The organism is Luteimonas sp. MC1750 (genome assembly GCF_016615955.1).
Classification (GTDB): Bacteria; Pseudomonadota; Gammaproteobacteria; order Xanthomonadales; family Xanthomonadaceae; genus Luteimonas.
Window position 1 is genome coordinate 584838 of the sequence record NZ_CP067113.1, and the last position, 20763, is coordinate 605600.

15 protein-coding genes are annotated in these 20763 nt (G+C 70.0%); 5 read left to right on the top strand and 10 right to left on the bottom strand.

The genetic code is table 11. The features are described 5' to 3' along the window. Positions 1-28: 28 nt before the first annotated feature. A complete protein-coding gene (locus JGR68_RS02745; RefSeq protein WP_199360324.1) occupies positions 29-2503 on the bottom strand; it encodes an acyl-CoA dehydrogenase in 2475 nt (824 codons plus the stop codon). Between the two features lie 184 nt (positions 2504-2687). On the opposite strand from JGR68_RS02745, the gene JGR68_RS02750 reads away from it, so the two are divergent. Both JGR68_RS02750 and JGR68_RS02755 read left to right on the top strand, forming a co-directional pair. Continuing rightward, entirely contained in the window at positions 2688-3269 is a 582-nt protein-coding gene (locus tag JGR68_RS02750) for a TetR/AcrR family transcriptional regulator (RefSeq protein ID WP_234446566.1), read from the top strand. A 106-nt stretch (positions 3270-3375) separates the two neighbouring features. Beyond that, a complete protein-coding gene (locus tag JGR68_RS02755) occupies positions 3376-5160 on the top strand; it encodes a phosphoenolpyruvate carboxykinase (GTP) (protein WP_199360326.1) in 1785 nt (594 codons plus the stop codon). A gap of 40 nt (positions 5161-5200) precedes the next feature. On the opposite strand, the gene JGR68_RS02760 is transcribed toward JGR68_RS02755, so the two are convergent. From JGR68_RS02760 to JGR68_RS02775, 4 genes are all read right to left on the bottom strand, one after another. Beyond that, on the bottom strand, positions 5201-6787 hold the full coding sequence (locus JGR68_RS02760) for a sulfotransferase (protein WP_199360327.1): 1587 nt from the start codon (positions 6785-6787) through the stop codon (positions 5201-5203). A 182-nt stretch (positions 6788-6969) separates the two neighbouring features. Further along, positions 6970-9831, bottom strand: a complete 2862-nt coding sequence (locus tag JGR68_RS02765; protein WP_199360328.1) for a TonB-dependent receptor — start codon at positions 9829-9831, stop codon at positions 6970-6972. Between the two features lie 172 nt (positions 9832-10003). Beyond that, a complete protein-coding gene (locus JGR68_RS02770; protein ID WP_199360329.1) occupies positions 10004-10855 on the bottom strand; it encodes a hypothetical protein in 852 nt (283 codons plus the stop codon). A 96-nt stretch (positions 10856-10951) separates the two neighbouring features. Further along, the gene (locus JGR68_RS02775; protein ID WP_199360330.1) at positions 10952-11851 is read right to left on the bottom strand and encodes an Hsp33 family molecular chaperone HslO; all 900 of its coding nucleotides are present in this window, start codon (positions 11849-11851) and stop codon (positions 10952-10954) included. Between the two features lie 74 nt (positions 11852-11925). Here JGR68_RS02775 and mtgA point away from each other — a divergent pair, with 74 nt between their 5' ends. Genes mtgA through JGR68_RS02790 form a run of 3 tightly spaced genes read left to right on the top strand, consistent with a single transcriptional unit; the run spans position 11926 to position 14129 of the window. Then, positions 11926-12684, top strand: a complete 759-nt coding sequence (gene mtgA / locus JGR68_RS02780; protein WP_199360331.1) for a monofunctional biosynthetic peptidoglycan transglycosylase — start codon at positions 11926-11928, stop codon at positions 12682-12684. Between the two features lie 25 nt (positions 12685-12709). Next, entirely contained in the window at positions 12710-13738 is a 1029-nt protein-coding gene (locus JGR68_RS02785; RefSeq protein WP_199360333.1) for a glycosyltransferase family 2 protein, read from the top strand. Beyond that, positions 13698-14129, top strand: a complete 432-nt coding sequence (locus tag JGR68_RS02790) for a CBS domain-containing protein (protein WP_199360335.1) — start codon at positions 13698-13700, stop codon at positions 14127-14129. Before JGR68_RS02785 ends, JGR68_RS02790 begins: the two co-directional genes overlap by 41 nt. 38 nt (positions 14130-14167) lie before the next feature. Here JGR68_RS02790 and JGR68_RS02795 read toward each other — a convergent pair whose 3' ends face one another. The 5 genes from JGR68_RS02795 to JGR68_RS02815 form a co-directional block, all read right to left on the bottom strand. Then, complete coding sequence (locus JGR68_RS02795; RefSeq protein WP_199360337.1) at positions 14168-16123, bottom strand: AsmA family protein; 1956 nt, start codon at positions 16121-16123, stop codon at positions 14168-14170. Between the two features lie 75 nt (positions 16124-16198). Beyond that, on the bottom strand, positions 16199-16846 hold the full coding sequence (locus JGR68_RS02800; RefSeq protein WP_199360339.1) for a hemolysin III family protein: 648 nt from the start codon (positions 16844-16846) through the stop codon (positions 16199-16201). Positions 16847-17082: 236 nt separating this feature from the next. Beyond that, complete coding sequence (locus JGR68_RS02805) at positions 17083-18687, bottom strand: peptide chain release factor 3 (RefSeq protein ID WP_199360341.1); 1605 nt, start codon at positions 18685-18687, stop codon at positions 17083-17085. An 81-nt stretch (positions 18688-18768) separates the two neighbouring features. Further along, positions 18769-19629, bottom strand: a complete 861-nt coding sequence (locus tag JGR68_RS02810; RefSeq protein WP_234446567.1) for a M23 family metallopeptidase — start codon at positions 19627-19629, stop codon at positions 18769-18771. Between the two features lie 3 nt (positions 19630-19632). Further along, positions 19633-20733 carry a phytase gene (locus JGR68_RS02815; RefSeq protein WP_199360346.1) on the bottom strand — a complete coding sequence of 367 codons (1101 nt, stop codon included), beginning with the start codon at positions 20731-20733 and terminating at the stop codon, positions 19633-19635. Between the last annotated feature and the right edge of the window lie 30 nt (positions 20734-20763).

The following is a 20763-nucleotide window of genomic DNA, read 5'->3' on the forward strand; positions in this document are numbered from 1 at the left end:
GCGCCGCGTGGGCGCCCTCGGGTCCTGCTCAGGCCGCTTCGCGCGTCCCGTCGGGTCGCTGGCCATCGTAGTACGTCGCCGCGCGCAGTTCGTGCGGCTCGAAGTCGTCGACGCTGATGGTGTCGAGCGTCATCGCGCGCAGGTCCTCCAGCTGCGTGCGCTCCTCCGCCGAGATCCAGCCCTCGCGCACGCCCTCGTCGAGCTGGCTGGCGAAGTCCAGCGCCTCGATGCCCTTGTTCTTCAGCGCCTTCAGGAACTTGCGCTCGACCGGCTCGGCCGCGATGGCCGCGGCCAGGTAGCTGTTGATGCGGCCGGCCGGGTTGTTCGCGCACGGCGTGGTGAACACGCCGGAGGCGAGGCGGTCGCGGCCTTCGTTCGGGGTCATCAGCAGCGCGGCGACGCGGTGGCCGAGGCGGTCGCCCGGGGCCACGGCGCGGCGGCCGAGCGGGAAGATCAGCATCCACATCAGCCAGCCCACCGGACGGATCGGGAAGTTGCGCAGCGCGGCCGACAGCGCGGTTTCGATCTTGTGGATGCTGTCGTGGTAGGCCCAGGCCAGCAGCGGCTGGTCGGCGACCGGCGCGCCTTCGTCGTGGTGGCGCTTGAGCATCGCGCTGGTCATGTACAGGTGGCTCAGCACGTCGCCCAGGCGGCCCGACAGCGACTCCTTGAACTTCAGCTTGCCGCCCAGCATCAGCATCGAAACGTCGGCCATCAGCGCCAGGTTGGCGGAGTGGCGGTTGAGGCGGCGGAAGTAGCGGCGGGTGTAGTCGTCGCCGGGCGCGCGGCCGAAGCGCGAGCCGGTGATCCCGAACCACACCGAGCGCACGGCGTTGGAGATCGCATAGCCGACGTGGCCGAACAGCGCGCGGTCGAACGCTTCCACGCCTGCGCGCTCATCCGGATCCTGCGCCGCCTTCATCTCCTTCATCACCCACGGATGGCAGAGGATCGCGCCCTGGCCAAAGATCAGCAGGCTGCGGGTCATGATGTTGGCGCCCTCGACCGTGATCGCGATCGGCGAGGCCTGCCAGGCACGGCCGGCGAAATTGCGCGGGCCGAGGATGATGCCCTTGCCTCCGATGACGTCCATGACGTCCTTGGCGACCTCGCGGCCCATCTCGGTGCAGTGGTACTTGGCGATCGCCGAGGGCACCGCCGGCACGTCGCCGCGATCGACCGCGGCGGCGGTGGCCTGCGACAGCGCGCTGATCGCGTAGGCCTTGCCGCCGATGCGCGCCAGCGCCTCTTCCACGCCCTCGAAGCGGCCGATCGACAGGCCGAACTGCTTGCGGATGCGCGCGTAGGCACCGGTGGTGACCGCGCCGGACTTGGCGCCGCCGCTGGCGGTGGAGGGCAGGGTGATCGAGCGGCCGATCGACAGGCACTCGCTGAGCATGCGCCAGCCTTCGCCGAAGCCGTTCTCCTCGCCGATGATCTGGCTCAGCGGCACGAACACCTCATGTCCGCGGACGGGACCGTTCTGGAACGGCGAGTTGAGCGGGAAGTGGCGGCGGCCGACGTCCATGCCCTCGACGTCGCGCGGCACCAGCGCCAGGGTGATGCCGATGTCGCGCACGTCGCCCAGCAGGCCATCCGGGTCGTACATGCGGAAGGCCAGGCCGATCAGCGACGCCACCGGTGCCAGGGTGATGTAGCGCTTGTCGAAAGTGAGCCTGACGCCCAGCACCTGGCCGCCGTCCCATTCGCCCTTGCAGACGATGCCGAAGTCGGGGATGGAGGTGGCATCGGAGCCCGCGAAGGGACCGGTCAGGGCGAAGCAGGGCACGTCGCGGCCGTCGGCCAGGCGCGGCAGGTAATGGTCCTTCTGCGCCCGGGTGCCGTAGTGCATCAGCAGCTCGCCCGGTCCGAGCGAGTTGGGCACGCCCACCGTCGAACTGACGACGCTCGAGATCGAGGCCAGCTTCTGGATCACCTTGTGGTGCGCCAGCGCGCTGAAGCCCAGGCCGCCGTACTCCTTGGGGATGATCATCCCGAAGAAGCGGTGGTCCTTCATGAACTGCCACATCTCCGGCGGCAGGTCGGCGCGCACGTGGGTGATGTCCCAGTCGTCGGTCATCAGGCAGAGCTGCTCGACCGGGCCGTCGAGGAAGGCCTGTTCCTCGGCGGTGAGCTGCGGCCTGGGCTGCGACATCAGCACGTTCCAGTCCGGCGCGCCCGAGAACAGTTCGCCCTCGAAGCCGACCGAGCCGGCCTCCAGCGCGATGCGTTCGGTCTGCGACAGCGGCGGCAGGATCCGCCGGAAGATCTTCAGCAGCGGCGCGGTCATCAGCGGCTTGCGGATGAAGGGCAGCAGCAGCGGAAGGGCGACCAGGACGGCGACCACGATGGCCGCGATGGTGGCGCCGCGGTGCGCGCCCAGCAGCCAGCACGCGGCGAGGGCGGCGGCGGTGATCGCGGCCCAGGTGGCCAGGCGCATGCGGTGGTAGGCGGCGAAGGCGCCGACCAGTACCAGGACGAGGAAGGGGACGACGATACTCATGGCATGGTCTCCGCGAGCATTGCGCCCGCCTTGGCTGATGGAGGCCAGCGTGTACTCCGCCAATGGCGGAATCCCCTGGACTGGCCCATACGGGCGAGTATGGACATCGCCGCGGCGGCCTGTCAACGCGTCCGTGGGCTCCCGGCGCTGTCCCGCACCCAAGCGTATGGATACACTCGGCGGCATGAAGACCACCGCCGCCAAGGGTGAACGCAGCCGGCTCAGCGCCGGGGACTGGGCCGAGGCCGCGCTGGACCTCATCGCCGAGCAGGGGGTCTCCGCGCTCGCGGTGGAACCGCTGGCGCGCCGGCTGGGCGTGACCAAGGGCAGCTTCTACTGGCACTTCCCGTCGCGCGACGCGCTGCTGCAGGCGGCGCTTGAACGCTGGGAGGCCTACGAGGAGCAGGATGTCTTCGGAAAGCTCGAAGCCGTCCCGGACCCGCGCGACCGCCTGCGCGCGCTGTTCCAGATGGTGGCGCGCGAGTTCAAGTCGCACATCGTGTACAGCGCGCTGCTGAAGGCGCCCGACCATCCGGCGGTCCAGCCGGTGATCGGCCGCGTGTCGCAGCGCCGCCTGGACTACCTCACGGCGTCCTTCCGCCAGGCCGGGCTTGGGCGGACCGAGGCGCGCCATCGCGCGCGGCTGACCTACGCCGCCTATGTCGGCTTCCTCCAGCTCAACCTGCAGCTGCACCAGGCGCGCATGCCGCAGGAGGAGTTCGACGAGTACGTGTCGCACATGGAGCGCACGCTCGTCCCCGGTTGAGACGCCGGTGCGCCGCGCGATGACGCGGTGCAGCACGGCGGCACGGTCCCCGCTCGCTAGAATTGCGGGTCCTGCCTGAAAAAAGCGCACTCCGGAGGCGCGAGACATGATTGCAGTTCCCCAGCAGGGCGCGGAAGCGTCGCCCGGCACCCGGCTTGCGTCCCTGCAGCAGTGGGTCGACGAAGTCGCCGCGCTGACCCGCCCCGACCGCGTGGTCTGGTGCGACGGAAGCGACGCCGAAGCCGCCACCCTGCAGGCGGCCATGATGGCCGACGGCACCCTTCTGCCGCTCAACCAGGACACCCATCCCGGCTGCGTGCTGCACCGCTCCCATCCCGACGACGTCGCCCGCGTGGAGCACCTGACCTTCGTCTGTCATGAGAACAGCGAGGACGCCGGTCCGAACAACCACTGGATGGCCCCGGCCGAGGCACACGCAACGATCGACGCGCTGTTCGACGGCTGCATGCAGGGCCGCACCCTGTACGTCGTGCCGTACTGCATGGGCCCGGTCGACTCGCCGCTGGCGCGCTGCGGCGTGGAGATCACCGATTCGCCGTACGTGGTGGCCAACATGCGGCTGATGACGCGCATGGGCGCCGCCGCGCTGGCGCGCATCGAGCGCGAGGGCGCCGAGGGCAAGCCGCTGGTCCGCGGCCTGCACTCCACCGGCGAGCTCGACCCCGGCCGCCGCTACATCATGCATTTCCCCGACGAGCTGGTGATCAAGTCCTACGGCTCGGGCTACGGCGGCAACGCGCTGCTCGGCAAGAAATGCCATGCGCTGCGCATCGCCTCGCACCAGGCGCGCCACGAGGGCTGGCTGGCCGAGCACATGCTGATCGTCGGCATCGAGAATCCACAGGGCGAGGTGCACTACGTGGCCGCCGCCTTCCCGAGCGCCTGCGGCAAGACCAACCTGGCCATGCTGATCCCGCCGGAGGCCTACCGCGAGCAGGGCTGGAAGGTGTGGACGGTCGGCGACGACATCTGCTGGATGCATCCGGGCGAGGACGGCCGCCTGTGGGCGATCAATCCCGAGGCCGGGTTCTTCGGCGTCGCGCCGGGCACCTCGGAGAAGTCCAACCCGAACGCGCTGCACAGCATCGAGCGCGACACCATCTTCACCAACGTGGCGGTGACCGACGACGGCCAGCCGTGGTGGGAAGGCCTGGACAAGCGCATTCCGGCGCACGATTGGCAGGGACGTCCATACGACGCTGCGAATGGCCCGGCCGCGCATCCCAACTCGCGCTTCACCGTGAGCGCCAGGCAGTGCCCGACCTGGTCACCGCGCGCCGAGGATCCGCAGGGCGTGCCGATCAGCGCCATCGTGTTCGGCGGCCGCCGGTCGAGTCTGGTGCCGCTGGTGTTCGAGTCGCGCGACTGGGCACACGGCGTGCTCGTGGGCGCGGCGATGGGTTCGGAGACCACGGCTGCGGCCACCGGCGCCGTCGGCGTGATGCGCCGCGACCCGATGGCGATGAAGCCGTTCTGCGGCTACAGCTTCGCCGACTACTTCGCGCACTGGCTGTCCTTCGACAGGCCGGGCGCGAAGCTGCCGAAGATCTTCCACGTCAACTGGTTCCGCAAGGACGCCGACGGCCGCTTCATGTGGCCGGGCTTCGGCGACAACCTGCGTGTGCTGGAGTGGATCATCGGCCGCGTCGAGGGCGGGGCGGCGGCGGTCGAGACGCCGATCGGACACCTACCGACGCACGATGCCCTGCGCCGTGACGGCCTCGAGCTCGACGACGCGGTGATGCAGGAGCTGCTGCGCGTCGACGAGGCGGGCTGGCAGGCGGAATCGGCCGAAGTCGCGGCTTACCTGGACGAGCTCGGCGTGCCTGCCGACTCGCCGCTGCGCACCAGCCTCCAGGCCGCGGCCTGAGTCGGCAGGACCCGGCGGCCGACCAGGCCGCCGGGTGCCGTCAGCCGCAATCGATCCCGGCGTCTTCCAGCATCGCCCGCAGCGGCTGCAGCTGCGCCTCGTAGCGCTTCCAGCGCCCGAGCGCGGTGGTGTACATCTTCGCCCGCACCTGGACCGCGCTGGCCGTGGTGACCGGCGCGGCGTTCTTCTCGAAGGACAGGCAGGCGTCGTCCCAGTCCAGCCCGCAGTGGGCGATGAGCGCGCGGCTGTCGGCTTCCTGCTCCGCCACCAGGGACTCGTACCGCACCTCGTGGATGCGGCCGGGGAAGGCGGCCTTCCAGTGGGCCATCAGCCTGTCGAACAGGATGTAGTAATGGCCGATGTCCAGCAGGTCGTACGAGTAGTCGAAGTAGGGCGACTCGGGCGCGAACAGCTGCCTGAAATTGCTCAGGCAGGTGTCCAGCGGATGCCTGCGGACGCAGACGAGCTTCGCCTCGGGCAGCGCACAGGCGATGTAGCCGAGGTAGAGGAAGTTGTGCGGCAGCTTGTCGGTGAACCGCGGCCGTGAGCCGGTGAAGGCCCGCGTGCTGGCCACGTAGTCGTCGCCGAGCTGGCGCCAGTCGATGGGCCTGGCCGTGGCGCGCGCGATGTGCTCCGGGTTGAACATCTCGAACGAGGGGCCGCCCATGGCGCGCTTCCACACCGACGCGAAGTTGTGGAGTTCGCCTGCCGACTGCACCTGCGGATGGCTGGACACGATGCGGTCGACGAGCGTGGTGCCGGTACGCGGCATGCCGACGATGAAGACCGGATCGCGGGCCTCGCTGCCCGTGGTGGTGGCGGGCGACCACGGCTCGGGAAAGCCCGATGCCAGCGCGTCGAAGAGTTCGCGCTCGCGCGCCCTCGAGTAGCCCAGCATGTCGCGGGGCGCCGCCTTGCCGGTGACCATGCGGTCGAAGGCCGCCGCGTGGTCGCCGAGGTCCTCGAGCTCCTTGGCGAGCGCCATGTTGAGGAAGGTGGTCGCGGTCACCTTGCCCGTGGCGCCCGCGGCCAGCGCCGTGAGTCGCTCGATGTGGTTGGCGTCCGCCGTCTGCCGGCGCAGCTGGGACAGAGATTGGTGGGCCCGCCAGTGCTGCGGTTCCAGGCCGATGCAGGCTTCGAACTCGCGCTCGGCGCCGTCGATGTCGCCGAGGAAGGTCAGTGCGGTGCCCAGGTTGAAGCGCACGCCCGGATTCGCAGGCGCAAGCCCGGCCGCGTGGCGGAAGGCGACGGTGGCGCGCTCGTAGGCGTGGCACTGCACCAGCACCACCCCGAGCGTGTCGAAGCCGGCGGCGCTGTCGCGCGGCAGGAGCCGCTCGGCCTCGCCGGCGGCGGCGAGCGCCGCGTCGTAGTCCTGCGACGACGCGCAGGCGCGCGCGAGATAGAGGTGGAAATCGGCGCGGCCGGGCGCGAGCGCGATGGCCTGCCTGAAGACATCCCGGGCTTCGAGGACGCGGTCCTGCTCGAGCATCGCCACGCCGGCGATGAAGTGCACCTCGGGGTCGCCTGGATCCAGGTCGATCAGGCGCGCGGCGAGCGACTGCGCCTCGTCCCAGCGCTGACGCTGCAGGGCGGCGATCGCCCCCTGCTTGAGGACGCCAATGTCCATGGATGGATGTGATCCTGTCGTTGGGTCGGAGTGCGCGCGGCCAGCAGCGTGGCGGCGTCGGCACTGCGGAGGATCGACATTATGCGGCATGCGCCAGGCCGGCCCGGCCCATTGCGCCCGCCACAAAAAACTACAGCCCCTTTCGGGGCTGTAGTTCAGAGCACTAACGGAAGTTCGATGGATCAGAACTTCTGGGTGTAGCGGGCGTAGATGAAGCGACCGATGTCATGACCGCCGTAGAACGCGAAGCCCGAGTTCGGCTGGGTGTAGTAGATCGGCGGATCCTTGTCGAGCACGTTGTTGGCGCCGACAGCGATACGCGCGTTCCACGGAGCATTCCAGCTGAACTGCAGGTCGTTGAACGTCGCCGAACCGACTTCGTTCTGCGGCACGACCGCGCCCAGGGTGTCCGGAGCCTGGTAGTCGGGCAGCGAGCAGTGGGCGCCGTCGCCGAAGCCGGCGCACGATTCCTTGGTGCCCGAGTTGTAGCGCATGCCCCAGGTCACGCCGAAGTCGTTGTAGTTCCAGCTCAGGTTGAGGTTGGAACGCACGCGGAAGGTGCCCCCGAAGCCGTTCGCCTGGCTCGGAACCTCGTCCGCATCGTTCGTGGACTTGGTCTCGTACAGGCTGACGTAGGTCGTGGCCCAGCGCGCGCTGAAGCGGCCGTAGTCCGTGGTCAGGGCGTAGTTGACGTCGAGGTCGTAACCTTCGGTCTCGGCATAGCCCGAGTTGCGGACGCCGTACTGCAGGTCGTCGACGATGTAGCCCAGTGCCGCGCTGCGCGAGAACAGGGCGCAACGGGACTCGATCAGGGCGACGTAGCAGTCTTCCAGGATCTCGTTGGGGGTGTCCGACACGATGGTGTTGTCGATGCGGATGTTCCACCAGTCAAGACCGATGGACAGACCCTCGACAGCGCTGGGGCTGTACACGAAACCAACGGTCTTCGACTCCGAGAACTCCGGCTGCGTCAGCGGGTTGGAACCCGAGGTGAACGGAACCGGGGTCTGCTGGCCAGCAGCGGTCGTGGGCACGAAGCCCTGCTGCAGCTGGCGGTAGCCGACCGGGACGTCCTGGAGGCAGCGGGCCGAACCGGCCGCCACACCGTACACGGTGTCGCAGGGATCGCGGAAACCGGTGGTGAAGGTGTCGGAGGTGCCGCCGTACAGGTCGCCGATGGTCGGGGCGCGGAAGCCCTCGGCCCAGGTCGCGCGGACCAGCAGGTCGTCCATCGGACGCCACTTCAGGCCGAACTTGTTGTTCGTGGTGTCACCGAAGGTGTCGAAGTCCGAGTAGCGGCTTGCGACGCTGAGCGACAGCTCCTGCGCGAACGCCATGTCGGCGAGCAGCGGGATGTTGAGCTCGGCGTAGACTTCGTCCAGCGAGTACGAACCGTAGGTCGGACCCGACGCGAGGTTGGTGGAGTCACCCGACTGCGCGATGGCGTCGGGGGAGAAACCGCCCTCTTCCTTGCGATGCTCGATGCCCACCGCGAAGCCGAGGTCACCGGCCGGAAGCGTGGCGATCGAACCCGCCAGGTTGGCGAAGTAGTTGTTGGTCTCGGTACGGCCGACCGCGTTTTCCTGCTTGTACAGGTAAGCCTGCACCTCCGGATCCTCGAGCGAGTTCGCGACCGCGCCGGTACCGAAGCCCGCGAAGGGGTTCCACGGCACGCAGCCGACGATCACGGCACCCGGGGTACCGCAGACGATCTGGCCCTGGGCGTTCATGAACGACGGGCCCACCGCGCGGCGGATGTTCGGGATGTACAGGTTGCCGTTGTTGGTGATCGCCAGGTCGTTCTCGTTGAACATGTACCCGACGTCCCAGTCGAAGTAACGCTCACCGATGTCGAACGAGCCCTGCAGGGCGGCCGTCCAGCGCCAGGTGGTCTGGACGGTGTCGGTGGTGCGCGGCACTTCCCAGCCACGACGGCGCCAGTTCACCGGGGACACGCCGCCGGTCGGGTTGAAGTAGCTGTTGGCGGCCATCGGCGCGTTGACCGCGGCAGCCTGCGACTGGGTCGGGTAGCCGGCGATCTGGCGGTTCGACTCGCGCTTGGTGTAGCTGAGGTCGCTGACGAAGCGGACGTTGTCGGTCACGTCGTAGTTGACGTTGGCGAACAGCGAGCGACGCTCGATCGGGGTCAGGACGTGCATCTGGTCGGATGCGCGGCTCGTGTCGAGCGGGCTCAGGCCGTCCTGGTTGTGCCATTCGCCCGGGCCAAGGGCATCGCTGCCAGGATTGGCGACCTGCCACGGACCGGCACTGCCGACGCGCCAGTTGCCCCACTGGCCAACGACGGTCTGGCTGTACTGCGGGTAGCCCGGGTAGCTGTCGCGCGAGAAGAAGCGGTTGCGCGCCCAGACGCCGTCTTCATTGTGGTACTCGGCACCGATGGTCACCGAGCCACGGTCGCCGGCCATGCCGACCACGAAGTCGTAGCTCTGCTTCTGGCCGTCACCCTGGCCGTACTGGCCGAAGTACGCGTTGACTTCCGCGCCTTCGAAGTTGGTGCGGGTGATGATGTTGATGACGCCGGCCATGGCGTCGGAACCGTAGATCGACGACGCGCCGTCCTTCAGGACGTCGATGCGCTCGACCATCGAGGCCGGGATCGTCGACACGTCCTGGAAGCCGTCCGGGCTGATGCCCAGGCGCTTGCCGTTGACCAGGACCAGGGTGCGCTGGGCGCCCAGGTTGCGCAGGTCGATGTACTGGCCACCGGCTTCCGCGTTGGCGGTCAGCGGCGAGGTGCGGCTGAACGTCGGCGAGCCCGCGGACGGGATGTTCTGCAGGATGTCGGCAACGCTGTTGAAGCCGCCGGCCTGGATTTCGTCGCGGCTGATCATCGTGACCGGCTGGGCGGTCTCCACGTCAACCTGGCGAATGCGCGAGCCGGTGACCTCGATGCGATCGAGCGTCGTGGCCTGCTGTTCCGAGCTGTCCTGCGCGAACGCGACGCCGGTACCGGCGAGGACGGTCGCACCGGACACGAGCGCGAAGGAAATCGCGTCGCGGAGCTTGGTGGTCTTAAGGGTCATCTCTTCTCTCTCCAAGTGAGTCTTGGGTAATTCCCATGGGAGCCCACCGGTGGAGTCAAGATCGACACCAAGCCCGGTTAGGCCGTTGCCGATAGTAGCCCTGCCGGAGCAAAAATTAAAGTGTTGTTAATAATCGCCGGTTTCAGAGAAGAAACCGCGGAACATCAAGGACTTAGAGGTCCTGCTCGTACCGGATGTAGGGCACGGTGCCTTCGTCGTCGCGGGCGCTGGTGCCCGGGGCGAAGGGATTTCGGCCCTTGGTGACGAGGTTGTCGGCGCCCACGGTGAGCTGTCCGCTCCACGGGGTGCGCCAGGTCAGGCCCAAGCCCAGGCCTTCCCACTTGGGCTGCCCGGGGGTCTCGACCACGTGGCCGACGATGTTGGCGCTGAAGCGGCCGTAGCCGCCGCCCACGCTCACGCTGCGCGACGTCCAGGCGTCGCCGATGCCGAGGTTGCTGGCCTCGGCCGGGGTGACCAGGGTGGCCTTGGCCATCGTGCCGGCGATCGACACCATGCCCTCGCGCCCGATGTTGTGCTGGGCGAACACGGTCAGGTCGTTGACGTCGACGGTGGCGGCGGGGCCGCGATTGCCCGGCGTCAGCCAGCTGGGCAGGCTGCCGCTGCCGCTGCCCGCATTGACGCCGACGCGCGTCTGCGGCCCGGCCCGGAAGGCCGCGGTGCCGCCGGTCCGCTTGCCGGCGCCGTCCTGGAAGCTGGCCAGCATGCAGTTGTTGGCGAGGTTACCCAGCGCGCTGGCCAGGCCCGTCTTGCGGTCGCAGAACACGCCCAGCGACTTGCCGGCATCGATGCCGAAGGCGGCGTCCAGCGCGCGCCCGTCGAACCCGGTGGCCGAACCGGGACCCGTGGGTTCCAGCAGCAGCAGCGCCTCGACCTTGCCGCTGGACTGGTTCCAGACCGGCAGCACGGCCTGTTCCCGCTTGCCCGGCGCCTGCGCATGGACACCCGCCGCCACGCCGAAGGCGAGGAGCAGGGTCAGTGCGAGCTTGGCGGGACGCGGCTTCATGGCCTGCTGATGGACCTGTCTTGCAGGCGGGAGTTCCGCCCGGTCGTGGGCACGACTCTAGTGCGTTTATGTTTCTTTAACAATCCCCGCCCTCCCTCACTGCAGGCCGGGAGGGGCCTCCATTGGGCGCCTGTCCGCCGTGAAGAGTGCGTTGATGCCGGCGGCGTCGAACTGGTAGGCCTGGCCGCAGAATTCGCAGCGAACGGTGGCCACACCCCCGACCAACGCGGCCTCGGCCTCGCTGCGGCCGAGCGACTCGAGCATCGCCTCCACCCGGCCCTGCGAGCACGAGCAGCCGAACGCCAGCGGCCGGCCTCCCACCAGCTCCGGGGACTCTTCGTGGAACAGGCGGTGCAGCAGCTCCGCCGCCGGCGTCGTGGCGAGTTCGGCCGCGCCCAGGGTCGAGAACAGGGCGCTCGCGCGATCCCAGCCGTCGCCGTCGCCGGCGTCGGCCGGAAGCTTCTGCAGCATCAGGCCGACGGCGTGGTCCGCGCCCGCGGTCAGCAGGATCCGCGTCGGGAGCTGCTCGGACCGGGTGAAATAGTCCTCGAACGCGCCGCCCAGGTCGGGCGCGTCCAGCGGCACCATGCCCTGGTAGCGGGTCGCCTCGCGGTTGCCGATGCCGGCGCCTTCGATGGTGATCGCCAGCAGCGCGTCCTCGCCGAGGCTTCCGAGGCCGTCGACGTCGTTGCTGCCCTCCGCCAGCCGCGCGATGCCGCGCAGCGTGCCTTCGGAGGTGCATTCGGCGAACAGCGTCCGCAGCCCATGCTGGCCCCGCAGCTGCACCGACAGGCGCCCGTCGACCTTGACGTGGCCGGTGAACAGCGCCGACGCGGCGGCCGCTTCGCCCAGCAGTGCGCGCACGCCCGGCGGGTAGTCGTCGCTCGAGGCGATCGCGCGCCAGGTTTCGCCCAGGTGGACGTGCACCCCGCGGACCCCGGCGCGCGGCAGCAGGAAGCGGGTGAGGTGGTCGCGGGCGTTGGCGGCGTCGGGCATGCGGGATCCGTGTGCGTTGTGGTGGTGCGCCGGGGCGGGATAATCGCGCATCGGCCGATCGGCGAACGTTGGAGATGGGGATGGCGGGCGGCAGGGACAAGGATGCAGGGGCGGCCGTGGCCGCCGCGTCACCGCCACGGCGCAGCCGCTGGCACTGGATGTGGAAGCTGCCGCTGCTGTTCCTGCTGGCGAGCATCGCCCAGGTGGTGGCCCTGCGTTTCGTCGATCCGCCGTTCACCACGTTCATGGCCATCCGCCAGTTCGAGGCGCTGCGCTCCGGCGATACCGCGTTCCGCATCGCCTACGACTGGCGCGACCTCGATGCGATCGCACCCTCGCTGCCGCTGGCGGCGGTTGCCGCCGAGGACCAGAACTTCGCCCGCCACCGCGGCTTCGACCTGGAGGCGATCGAGCGCGCGCTGGAGAGCAATGCACGCGGCGGCCGCGTGCGTGGCGGCAGCACGATCAGCCAGCAGCTGGCCAAGAACCTGTTCCTGTGGAGCGGGCGCAGCTGGGTGCGCAAGGGCCTGGAGGCCTGGTACACGCTGCTGATCGAGACCCTCTGGCCGAAGCAGCGGATCCTCGAGGTCTACGTCAACGTGGCCGAGTTCGGCGACGGCATCTACGGCGCGCAGGCGGCTGCGCGCAGCTACTGGGGCAAGGACGCGGCGGCGCTGTCCGGCGCCGAGAGCGCGCGCCTGGCCGCGGTCCTGCCGAGCCCGCGCCGCTACAGCGCCCATCGCCCGGGTCCCTACGTGCGGAAGCGGGCGCAGTGGATCCAGCGCAACATGCGCAACCTGGGGGGCGACGCCTGGCTGGAGCAGCTGGAGTGAGCCGCCGGCGCGCTAGGATGCCGGCATGACCCGCGATCGACTCACCGTGGTGGTGGCGGCCTTCAACGAGGCCCAGTCGCTGCCCCGGCTGCACCCCCGCCTGGCCGCCGTGCTGGATGCGCTCGCCGCGCGCGACGGCGTCGAGGGTGGCGTGCTCTACATCGACGACGGCAGCACCGACGCGACATGGGCGGTGCTGCAGGCGCTGGCGGCGGACGATCCGCGCGTGTCGCTGCTCCGCCTGTCGCGCAATTTCGGCAAGGAGGCGGCCCTGACCGCCGGCCTGGACCGGGTGCGCGAGGGCGCCGCACTCATCCTCGATGCCGACGGCCAGGACCCGCCGGAGCTGATCCCGCAATTCGTCGCGCGCTGGCGCGAGGGCTACGACGATGTCCACGGCACGCGCCTGGCGCGCGAGGGCGAGGGCTGGTTCAAGCGCGCTTCGGCGCATGGCTTCTACCGCGTCATGCAGCGCCTGTCGAAAACCCCCGTGCCCACGGACACCGGTGACTTCCGCCTGCTGTCGCCGCGCGCGCTGGACGCCCTGCGCGAGCTGCGCGAACGCCATCGCTTCATGAAGGGCCTGTTCGGCTGGATCGGCTTCAACCGCGTGGCGGTGCCCTATCGGCGGGAAGCGCGGATGGCGGGCCGCAGCAAGTTCAACGCCTGGCGGCTGTGGAACTTCGCGCTGGAGGGCATCACCAGCTTCTCGACCGCTCCGCTGCGCCTGGCGACGTATGCCGGCGTGGTCACCGCGCTGGTGGCCTTCGGCTACGGGCTGTGGATCATCCTCAAGGCGCTGTTCTGGGGGGACCCGGTGGCCGGCTGGCCGACGATGATGGCGGTGATCCTGTTCCTGGGCGGCGTGCAGCTGATGGCGCTCGGCCTGATCGGCGAATACCTCGGCCGCCTCTACGAGGAATCGAAGCAGCGCCCGCTCTACCTCGTCGACGCCTGGCGTCCGGCCGAAGGGGTATGCTCGACCGTGCCACCCACGAGCGAGCGAGGCTGCGATGCGTACGGTGAGGCAACTGCTGGAATCCAAGGGCGCTGAGGTCCACGCGATCGGTCCGGATGCGGCGGTGATCGATGCGATCCGGCTGATGGCCGAGCAGGGCATCGGCGCGCTGGTGGTGCTGGACCCCGGAGGGCGGCTCGCCGGCATCGTGTCCGAGCGCGACTACGCGCGGAAGATCGTGCTCGAAGGCCGGTCGTCGAAGGAAACCCCGGTGCGCGACATCATGACCGCCGACGTCGCCACCGTCCGCCTGGAGGACGGTGCCGAAGCCTGCATGCAGCTGGTGACCGAGCGCCGCGTCCGCCACCTGCCGGTGGTGAGCGCCGGGGAAGTGGTGGGATTGGTCTCGATCGGCGACCTGGTCAAAGCGGTGATCGAGGAGCAGCAGCGCGAGCTCGAGCACCTGCAGCGCTACATCAGCTCCTAGGCGTCAGCTCCTGATCGCGGCGAGGCGGCGCCGGGGCGCTATTTCGCGTACTGGCCGCCGCAGGTGCTGTCCTCGCCCGGACCCAGTTCCAGGGTCGCCAGCAGCGCGGCCGGTGGCGCGATGCTGCCCAGGGCGAGCGCGATTGCGCCGCGCAGGCCGAGGCGCGCCATGTCGGGGCGGAAGCCCGGGTCGCGGAAGCTGCCGTCGATCACCAGCGGCGAGCGCAGCGCCAGGATGCTGCGGTCCTTGGGCCGCGGCTTGAGCAGCAGGTCGAGCTGCTCTTCGCCGAGGTCGATCGTGCCTTCGCCGATGATGATCGTGTCCTCGGTGTCGAAGGCCAGGGCGCGCGTGGTCATCACCCCGTCCTGGACCGCGAAGTCGCCGAAGGCGCAGCGCACCGCGACCTGGCGGTCCTTGCCAATCAGGAACTTGAGCGCCTCGTAGATGTCGAGGCCGGCAAGTTCCAGCAGCAGGTTGCTGACCTGTCCGCGGCCCATGCCGAGGGTGGCATCGCCGTCGGCCGTGGCCAGCATGCGCGCGACCGAGTTGCCGGTCCCGGAAAGGTCGATGTCGCCGCTCACGCGGCCGACGGCGCCCTGCGCCAGCTCGTTGTCGGGCAGCAGCCGGCCCAGCTCCAGTCCGCGCGCACGGATTGCGGCGTCGGTCTGGATCGCGTCCTGCCGGGCATCCATGCGCACCGTGGAGCGGATGCGTCCGCCGGCCGCGCCGAACTCGAGCGGGTCCAGGCGCAGCAGTCCGGCTTCGAGCAGGATGCGCACGTCCATGTCGTCCAGCGGCCAGCCCGGCGCCTCGATGCGGGCGGCCTTCCAGCGCACGTCGGCATCCATATTGCGCAGCTTGTGCAGGTCGTAGGGTGTGTCGGGCAGCAGCCGGCCGGCGGCGGCGCGCTTGGCGGCTTCGGCCTCGAGCTCGGCGTTGCCGGTTTCGCCGGCGCCGCTGTCCGGCGCACCGCCGACGAAACCGGCCAGGTCGTCGAAGTCCAGCAGCTTCGAATGCAGGTCGCCTTCGAACAGCAGGCGCTCGCGCCCGGTGGTGATCTTCGCGGTGCCGCCGAGGTCGCTGTCGCCGACCTTGCCGCTGAAGCCTTCATAGCGCCACACCGCATCGTCGCGGACCAGGCGGCCGTCGAGCTCGTAGGGCGGGGTGTGCGGCATCGCGATGCCGAGCAGCGGGTAGAGGTCTTCGAGGTCCTTGCCCGACAGCGCCATCTGCAGGTCGAAGGCGGACAGGCCGAGCAGGCGGGTGATGGCGCCGCGTGCGTGGGCGCGGGTGGCCCCGGCCGAGGCGCGCAGGTCGATCGCATACGGCGTCTCGGTCTCGCGCAGCGCCAGCGGCGAGGCCACGGCGCCGGTGAGCTCGAACGGGGCGCCGCGCCAGTGGCCGTCGCCGCTCAGGGCCAGCGGGCGCACCGACGGATCCTCCGTATCCTCACTGGCGACGCCGAGGTCGACGTCGGTCTCCCTGGCCGCGTCGACATAGCGCAGCCGGCCCGATTCGACGTGGAGGAGGTCGATGCGCGGCCCCTCGCCTTCGCCCGACATGCCGTCGAAGCGCCAGTTGCCGCCGTCCTCGCCGGCCTCGAGCAGGATGTCCGGCTGGCGCAGGCGCAGCTCGGGGATATGCACCTGGCCTGCCAGCAGCGGCCACAGGCGGACGTGGAGCTCGAGCCTGTCCGTCGTGGCCATGTCCGGGCTGTCCGACCAGTCGGCGTTGCCCAGCGTCAGGCGGTCGGCGCGGATCACCGCGGTACGCCCGACATCGACGTCCAGGTCGCCGCCGATGTCGAAGCTGCGCCCGGTCCGCGCCGAGACGATGCGCTCCACCGGACCCCTGAACCAGTTCCAGTCCCAGAGCAGCAGCAGTGCCAGCAGGCCGGCCGCCACGACCACCGCCACCGTGCGCCACGGATGCGCGAGGACGGCCTCGACCGGCCTGCTGTGGGTGGCGCCCTGGGACGTGGACTCCGTCGGCATGCGCCGGCTCCGTGGGATGCAGCGGCCAGCCTCCCGCGCCGGCGGTCAAACAACGGTGAACGCGATGGAAGCCGTTCAGCCGGGACCGGTGACCTGGGCCATCACCGAGACGTAGTGGCACACGCTGCCGGCGATGCAGAACAGGTGCCAGATCGCGTGCGCGTAGGGGATCGATTCGCGGTGGTAGAACACGGTGCCCAGGGTGTAGAAGACGCCGCCGGCGACCAGCCAGCCGAGCGTCCAGGCATCGAGCGCGGCCAGCACGGGCTTGATCGCCACCAGGACCAGCCAGCCCATCGCGACATAGATCAGCGTGGACAGGCGCCGGTAGCGCCCGGTGTGGAACAGCTTGAACACTACGCCGGCGATCGCCAGCGTCCAGATCGCGGCAAACAGGCCCCAGCCCCAGGGCCCGCGCAGCCCGATCAGGGTGAACGGCGTATAGGTGCCGGCGATCAGCAGGTAGATCGCGCAGTGGTCGAGGACCTTCAGCCGTCCCTTGAGCACCGGGTGCTGGAACGCGTGGTAGAGCGTCGAGGCCAGGTACAGCAGCAGGAGGGTGACGCCGAACACGATCGCCGCGCCCAGCTGCCAGCCATTGCCGAAGATCGCCGCCAGCGTGATGAGCACCGCACCGCCCGCGAGCGCGGCGGTGGCGCCAAGGCCGTGCGTCAGCGCACTGGCCAACTCCTCGCGCTTCTGGCGCAGGCTCATCGTCGACACGCAGGAACCCCGGGGAAAGAACGGGAACGATCATGCCATGCGTGGGTGTGTCCAGGAGCCAAGGCCTTGCCACGGATGGACGCGGATCAAAGCCGGTCTACGCGGATGGAGCAAAGCCAACATCAGCTGTAGGAGCAGCTATAGCTGCGATCCCGGCGCGCGGTCTTGGCGAGGCGGGCCTGGTCAACACGCTGGTGCTGCGATCGCAGCTGTAGCTGCTCCTACAGTTGAGTTCATCAACCCGCGGCCCGCGTATGCGCCGCCTCGCGGGTGGCATCGAAGCGCACGTCGGGCCAGCGTTCCTGGGCGAGCTGCAGGTTGACGCGGCTCGGGGCGAGGTAGACGAGTTCGCCGGCGGCGTCGATGCCGAGGTTGCCGGCGTTCTTCTCGCGGAATTCCTCGAGCTTCTTCTCGCTGTCGCAGCGGATCCAGCGCGTGGTCGCCACGCCGACGGGTTCGAAGATCGCGTCAACGCCGTACTCGGCCTTGAGCCGGTAGGCCGCGACGTCGAACTGCAGCACGCCGACTGCGCCCAGGATCAGGTCGTTGGACATCAGCGGGCGGAAGAACTGGGTCGCGCCTTCTTCCGACAGCTGCTCCAGGCCCTTCTGCAGCTGCTTGAGCTTGAGCGGATCGCGCAGGCGCGCGCGGCGGAACAGCTCCGGCGCGAAGTTCGGGATCCCGGTGAAGGTGAACTGCTCGCCCTCGGTGAACGTGTCGCCGATCGAGATGGTGCCGTGGTTGTGGATGCCGATCACGTCGCCGGGGTACGCCTCGGCGGCGATCTCGCGATCGCTGGCCATAAAGGTCAGCGCGTTGGCGAGCTTCATCTCCTTGCCCGCGCGCACGTGGAAGGCCTTCATCCCGGCTTCGAAGCGGCCCGAGCACACGCGCATGAAGGCCACCCGGTCGCGGTGCTGCGGATCCATGTTGGCCTGGATCTTGAAGACGAAGCCGGTGAGCCTGGCCTCGTCCGCCGCCACGTCGCGCACCGTGGTCTCGCGCGGCTGCGGCGGGGGCGCGTGCCGGACGAAGAAGTCGAGCAGCGGCTGCACGCCGAAATTGTTCACCGCCGAGCCGAAGAACACCGGCGTCTGGCGCCCGGCGCGGTAGGCATCGAGGTCGAACGCATGGCTCGCGCCCTGCACCAGTTCGAGCTCCTCGCGCAGGCCGGCCAGCATGTCGGTACCGATGCGCGCCTCGAGCTGCGGGTCGTCGATGGAGGCGAAGATCGTCGAGTCCTGGCGGGTGAAGTTGCGGCCCTGCTCGTACAGGTGCACCTCGCCGGTGACCAGGTGCACGACGCCCTTGAGGCGCTTGCCCATGCCGATCGGCCAGGTGACCGGGGCGCACTGGATGCCGAGCACGGTCTCGACCTCGTCGAGCAGTTCGATCGGGTCGCGGCCTTCGCGGTCGAGCTTGTTGATGAAGGTCATGATCGGCGTGTCGCGCATGCGGCACACCTCCATCAGCTTGATCGTGCGCTCCTCGACGCCCTTCGCCACGTCGATCACCATCAGCGCGCTGTCGACCGCGGTGAGCACGCGGTAGGTGTCCTCGCCGAAGTCGGCGTGGCCGGGCGTGTCCAGCAGGTTGACCACGCAGCCCTCGTACGGGAACTGCATCACCGAGCTGGTGACCGAGATGCCGCGCTCCTGCTCGAGCTTCATCCAGTCGGACGTCGCATGGCGCGCGGCCTTGCGGCCCTTGACCGAGCCGGCCATCTGGATCGCCCCGCCGAACAGCAGCAGCTTCTCGGTGAGCGTGGTCTTGCCGGCGTCGGGATGCGAAATGATCGCGAACGTACGGCGGCGGCGGGCTTCGGCGGCAACGTCGGGCATGGTGATACGCGCCTTGCTGGCGCCGGGGCTCCGGGGAAAACCCGGAATTATACGGGGAGGATGGGAGAGGCGAGGAAGCGCCTACTCGACCCCGTTCGCCGCCTCGCTGAAGCGCAGCAGCCCGCCCGGGCCGAACATCCGGAAGGGAATCGACGCCAGGCGCAGGCCGCGGTTGGCCTGGATCGCGAAGTGCAGGTGGGGGCCGCCGCTGTAGCCGGTGTTGCCCGAGGTGGCGATGCGCTGGCCGCGGCGGACGCGTTCGCCGGCACGTACCCGGGCGCCGGCGGGGGCCAGGTGCGCGTAGAGGGCCATCGTGCCGTCGTCGTGGAGGATGCGCACGAAGTTGGCGCGGCCGGTGTCATCGGTGGAGCCCAGGCCGCCGCCGGCGAAGCGGTCCTCGACCTGCATCACCACGCCCTCGCGCGCGGCGAGCACGGGCGTGCCCTCGGGCGTGGCGAAATCCACGGCGTGGCGGTTCTCGTCATCGCGGTGGCTGAAGGCGCCGCCCCAGCCCTGGCTCACGCGCAGCGCGTGCGACCCGAGCGGCCAGGCATATTCGACGTCCAGCGGTCGCGCGCCCGGATGGCCGGGAACGACTTCGAGGACCAGTTGCGCGTCGGCGCGTCCGATCCGGCTCACCAGCACCCGGGCGCGCGCCGGCACCGTGGCGCGCGCGGGCAGCGCCGGCGCCGCCGGAGGCGCCGCACCGATCGCGCGCAACAGCACTTCGACCGGGCCCGCCAGCAGGTTTTCCGCCCAGGCCTCGGGTCCGGCGCCACGATCGAGGATCTCCAGGCGCGCCAGTGGGGCGGGGTCGCCCTCCCCGGCGCCGGCACCCGTGGCGGCGGCTCCGGCTCCAGCCGGCAGGGCGGCAATGACCATGGCCAGCAGCAGGCGGCCCAGCCACGCGGGAGGTGCGGAGGGAGCCGGCCGGGCAGGCATCGGTCAGCCCAGGCAGGCGGGGTCCAGGCCCAGCAGGCCGGCGATCTGGCGCAGGTCGAAGGCGGAGATCGCGCGGTCGTCGTGGACCGCGTACAGCACGCCAGCGGGGAAGCGCGGTGTCGCCGCCGCCTGCAGGGCGATGCCGTCGGTGTTGGCGGTCACCTGGCCGTGGAAGCTGCCGACCGCCGCGAGGGTCTCGCGGTCGAAGAGGTGGAACCAGGTCAGCGGTGCCTGCTGGTCCACGGCCAGCCAGTAGCCGCTGCGCGCGCCGCAGGCCCAGAGCACCACGCCTTCGGCCTCGCCGGCGAAGGTGCCCTCGGGCAGGCTGCGCCCGCTCCAGCGGCCGTCGAAACCGTAGACGTGCAGGTTCGAGGGGCTCGTGCGGTCCTCCTCGGCGACCAGCAGGCGGCCGTGCACCGGATCGCCGGCGATCGACTCGACCATGTTGAGCCGCGCCGGACCCTCGGGCTCGCCGAACGAGCCGAGGTAGGCCGCATCCAGGTGTCCCTGTTCGTCGAAGCGCAGCCGGTAACGCCGCACCCGCTGGGTCAGTTCGGCCGCGGGCGGCACCACGTCGTGGCGCTCGCCGTACATGAAGCTGTCGGTCACGAAGGCCTCCAGCTCCCGCGGCGCGGACGGGCGCAGCCAGATGCCGTAGGGCGCGCGGAGCTCGTCGCCGCCGAAGGACGCCTGGGGCTTCAGCTCGGGCAGCGACAGCAGCTGCACGCGCGGCGTGTCGCGCTCGACCACGAACAGCAGGTCACCGGAAACCGCCAGGCCATTGGGCCGGGTGAACTCGCCCGGCGCCTTGCCCCGGCCGCCGACCGTGCGCAGCGCCTCGCCGCTGTCGCCGTCGAACAGCGCCAGGCGATGGGTCGATTTGCCGGTGGCGATCAGCAGGGTGCGGCCGTCGCGGTCGACCCAGGTGGCGATCGAATCGAGCTCTTCGCCGGGCAGGTCCGCCGAGACCCAGGCTTCCGCCACGAGGCCCGAACCGGGGACGCCGTCGGACGCGGATGACCGCCGCGAATCGGGTGGCGCGGGCGCAGTGGCGCAGGCGGCGACGGACAGCGCGATCGCCGCGGCAAGGAGGAATTTCGACATGCGGGGATTATGGGGCCGCGGCGCACGCCG

Bases quoted from the DNA above. Each gene is read 5' to 3' on its own strand.
- JGR68_RS02745 (WP_199360324.1), bottom strand. From the start codon at position 2,503: ATGAGTATCGTCGTCCCCTTCCTCGTCCTGGTACTGGTCGGCGCCTTC.
- JGR68_RS02750 (WP_234446566.1), top strand. From the start codon at position 2,688: ATGAAGACCACCGCCGCCAAGGGTGAACGCAGCCGGCTCAGCGCCGGG.
- JGR68_RS02755 (WP_199360326.1), top strand. From the start codon at position 3,376: ATGATTGCAGTTCCCCAGCAGGGCGCGGAAGCGTCGCCCGGCACCCGG.
- JGR68_RS02760 (WP_199360327.1), bottom strand. From the start codon at position 6,787: ATGGACATTGGCGTCCTCAAGCAGGGGGCGATCGCCGCCCTGCAGCGT.
- JGR68_RS02765 (WP_199360328.1), bottom strand. From the start codon at position 9,831: ATGACCCTTAAGACCACCAAGCTCCGCGACGCGATTTCCTTCGCGCTC.
- JGR68_RS02770 (WP_199360329.1), bottom strand. From the start codon at position 10,855: ATGAAGCCGCGTCCCGCCAAGCTCGCACTGACCCTGCTCCTCGCCTTC.
- JGR68_RS02775 (WP_199360330.1), bottom strand. From the start codon at position 11,851: ATGCCCGACGCCGCCAACGCCCGCGACCACCTCACCCGCTTCCTGCTG.
- mtgA (WP_199360331.1), top strand. From the start codon at position 11,926: ATGGGGATGGCGGGCGGCAGGGACAAGGATGCAGGGGCGGCCGTGGCC.
- JGR68_RS02785 (WP_199360333.1), top strand. From the start codon at position 12,710: ATGACCCGCGATCGACTCACCGTGGTGGTGGCGGCCTTCAACGAGGCC.
- JGR68_RS02790 (WP_199360335.1), top strand. From the start codon at position 13,698: ATGCGTACGGTGAGGCAACTGCTGGAATCCAAGGGCGCTGAGGTCCAC.
- JGR68_RS02795 (WP_199360337.1), bottom strand. From the start codon at position 16,123: ATGCCGACGGAGTCCACGTCCCAGGGCGCCACCCACAGCAGGCCGGTC.
- JGR68_RS02805 (WP_199360341.1), bottom strand. From the start codon at position 18,687: ATGCCCGACGTTGCCGCCGAAGCCCGCCGCCGCCGTACGTTCGCGATC.
- JGR68_RS02810 (WP_234446567.1), bottom strand. From the start codon at position 19,629: ATGCCTGCCCGGCCGGCTCCCTCCGCACCTCCCGCGTGGCTGGGCCGC.
- JGR68_RS02815 (WP_199360346.1), bottom strand. From the start codon at position 20,733: ATGTCGAAATTCCTCCTTGCCGCGGCGATCGCGCTGTCCGTCGCCGCC.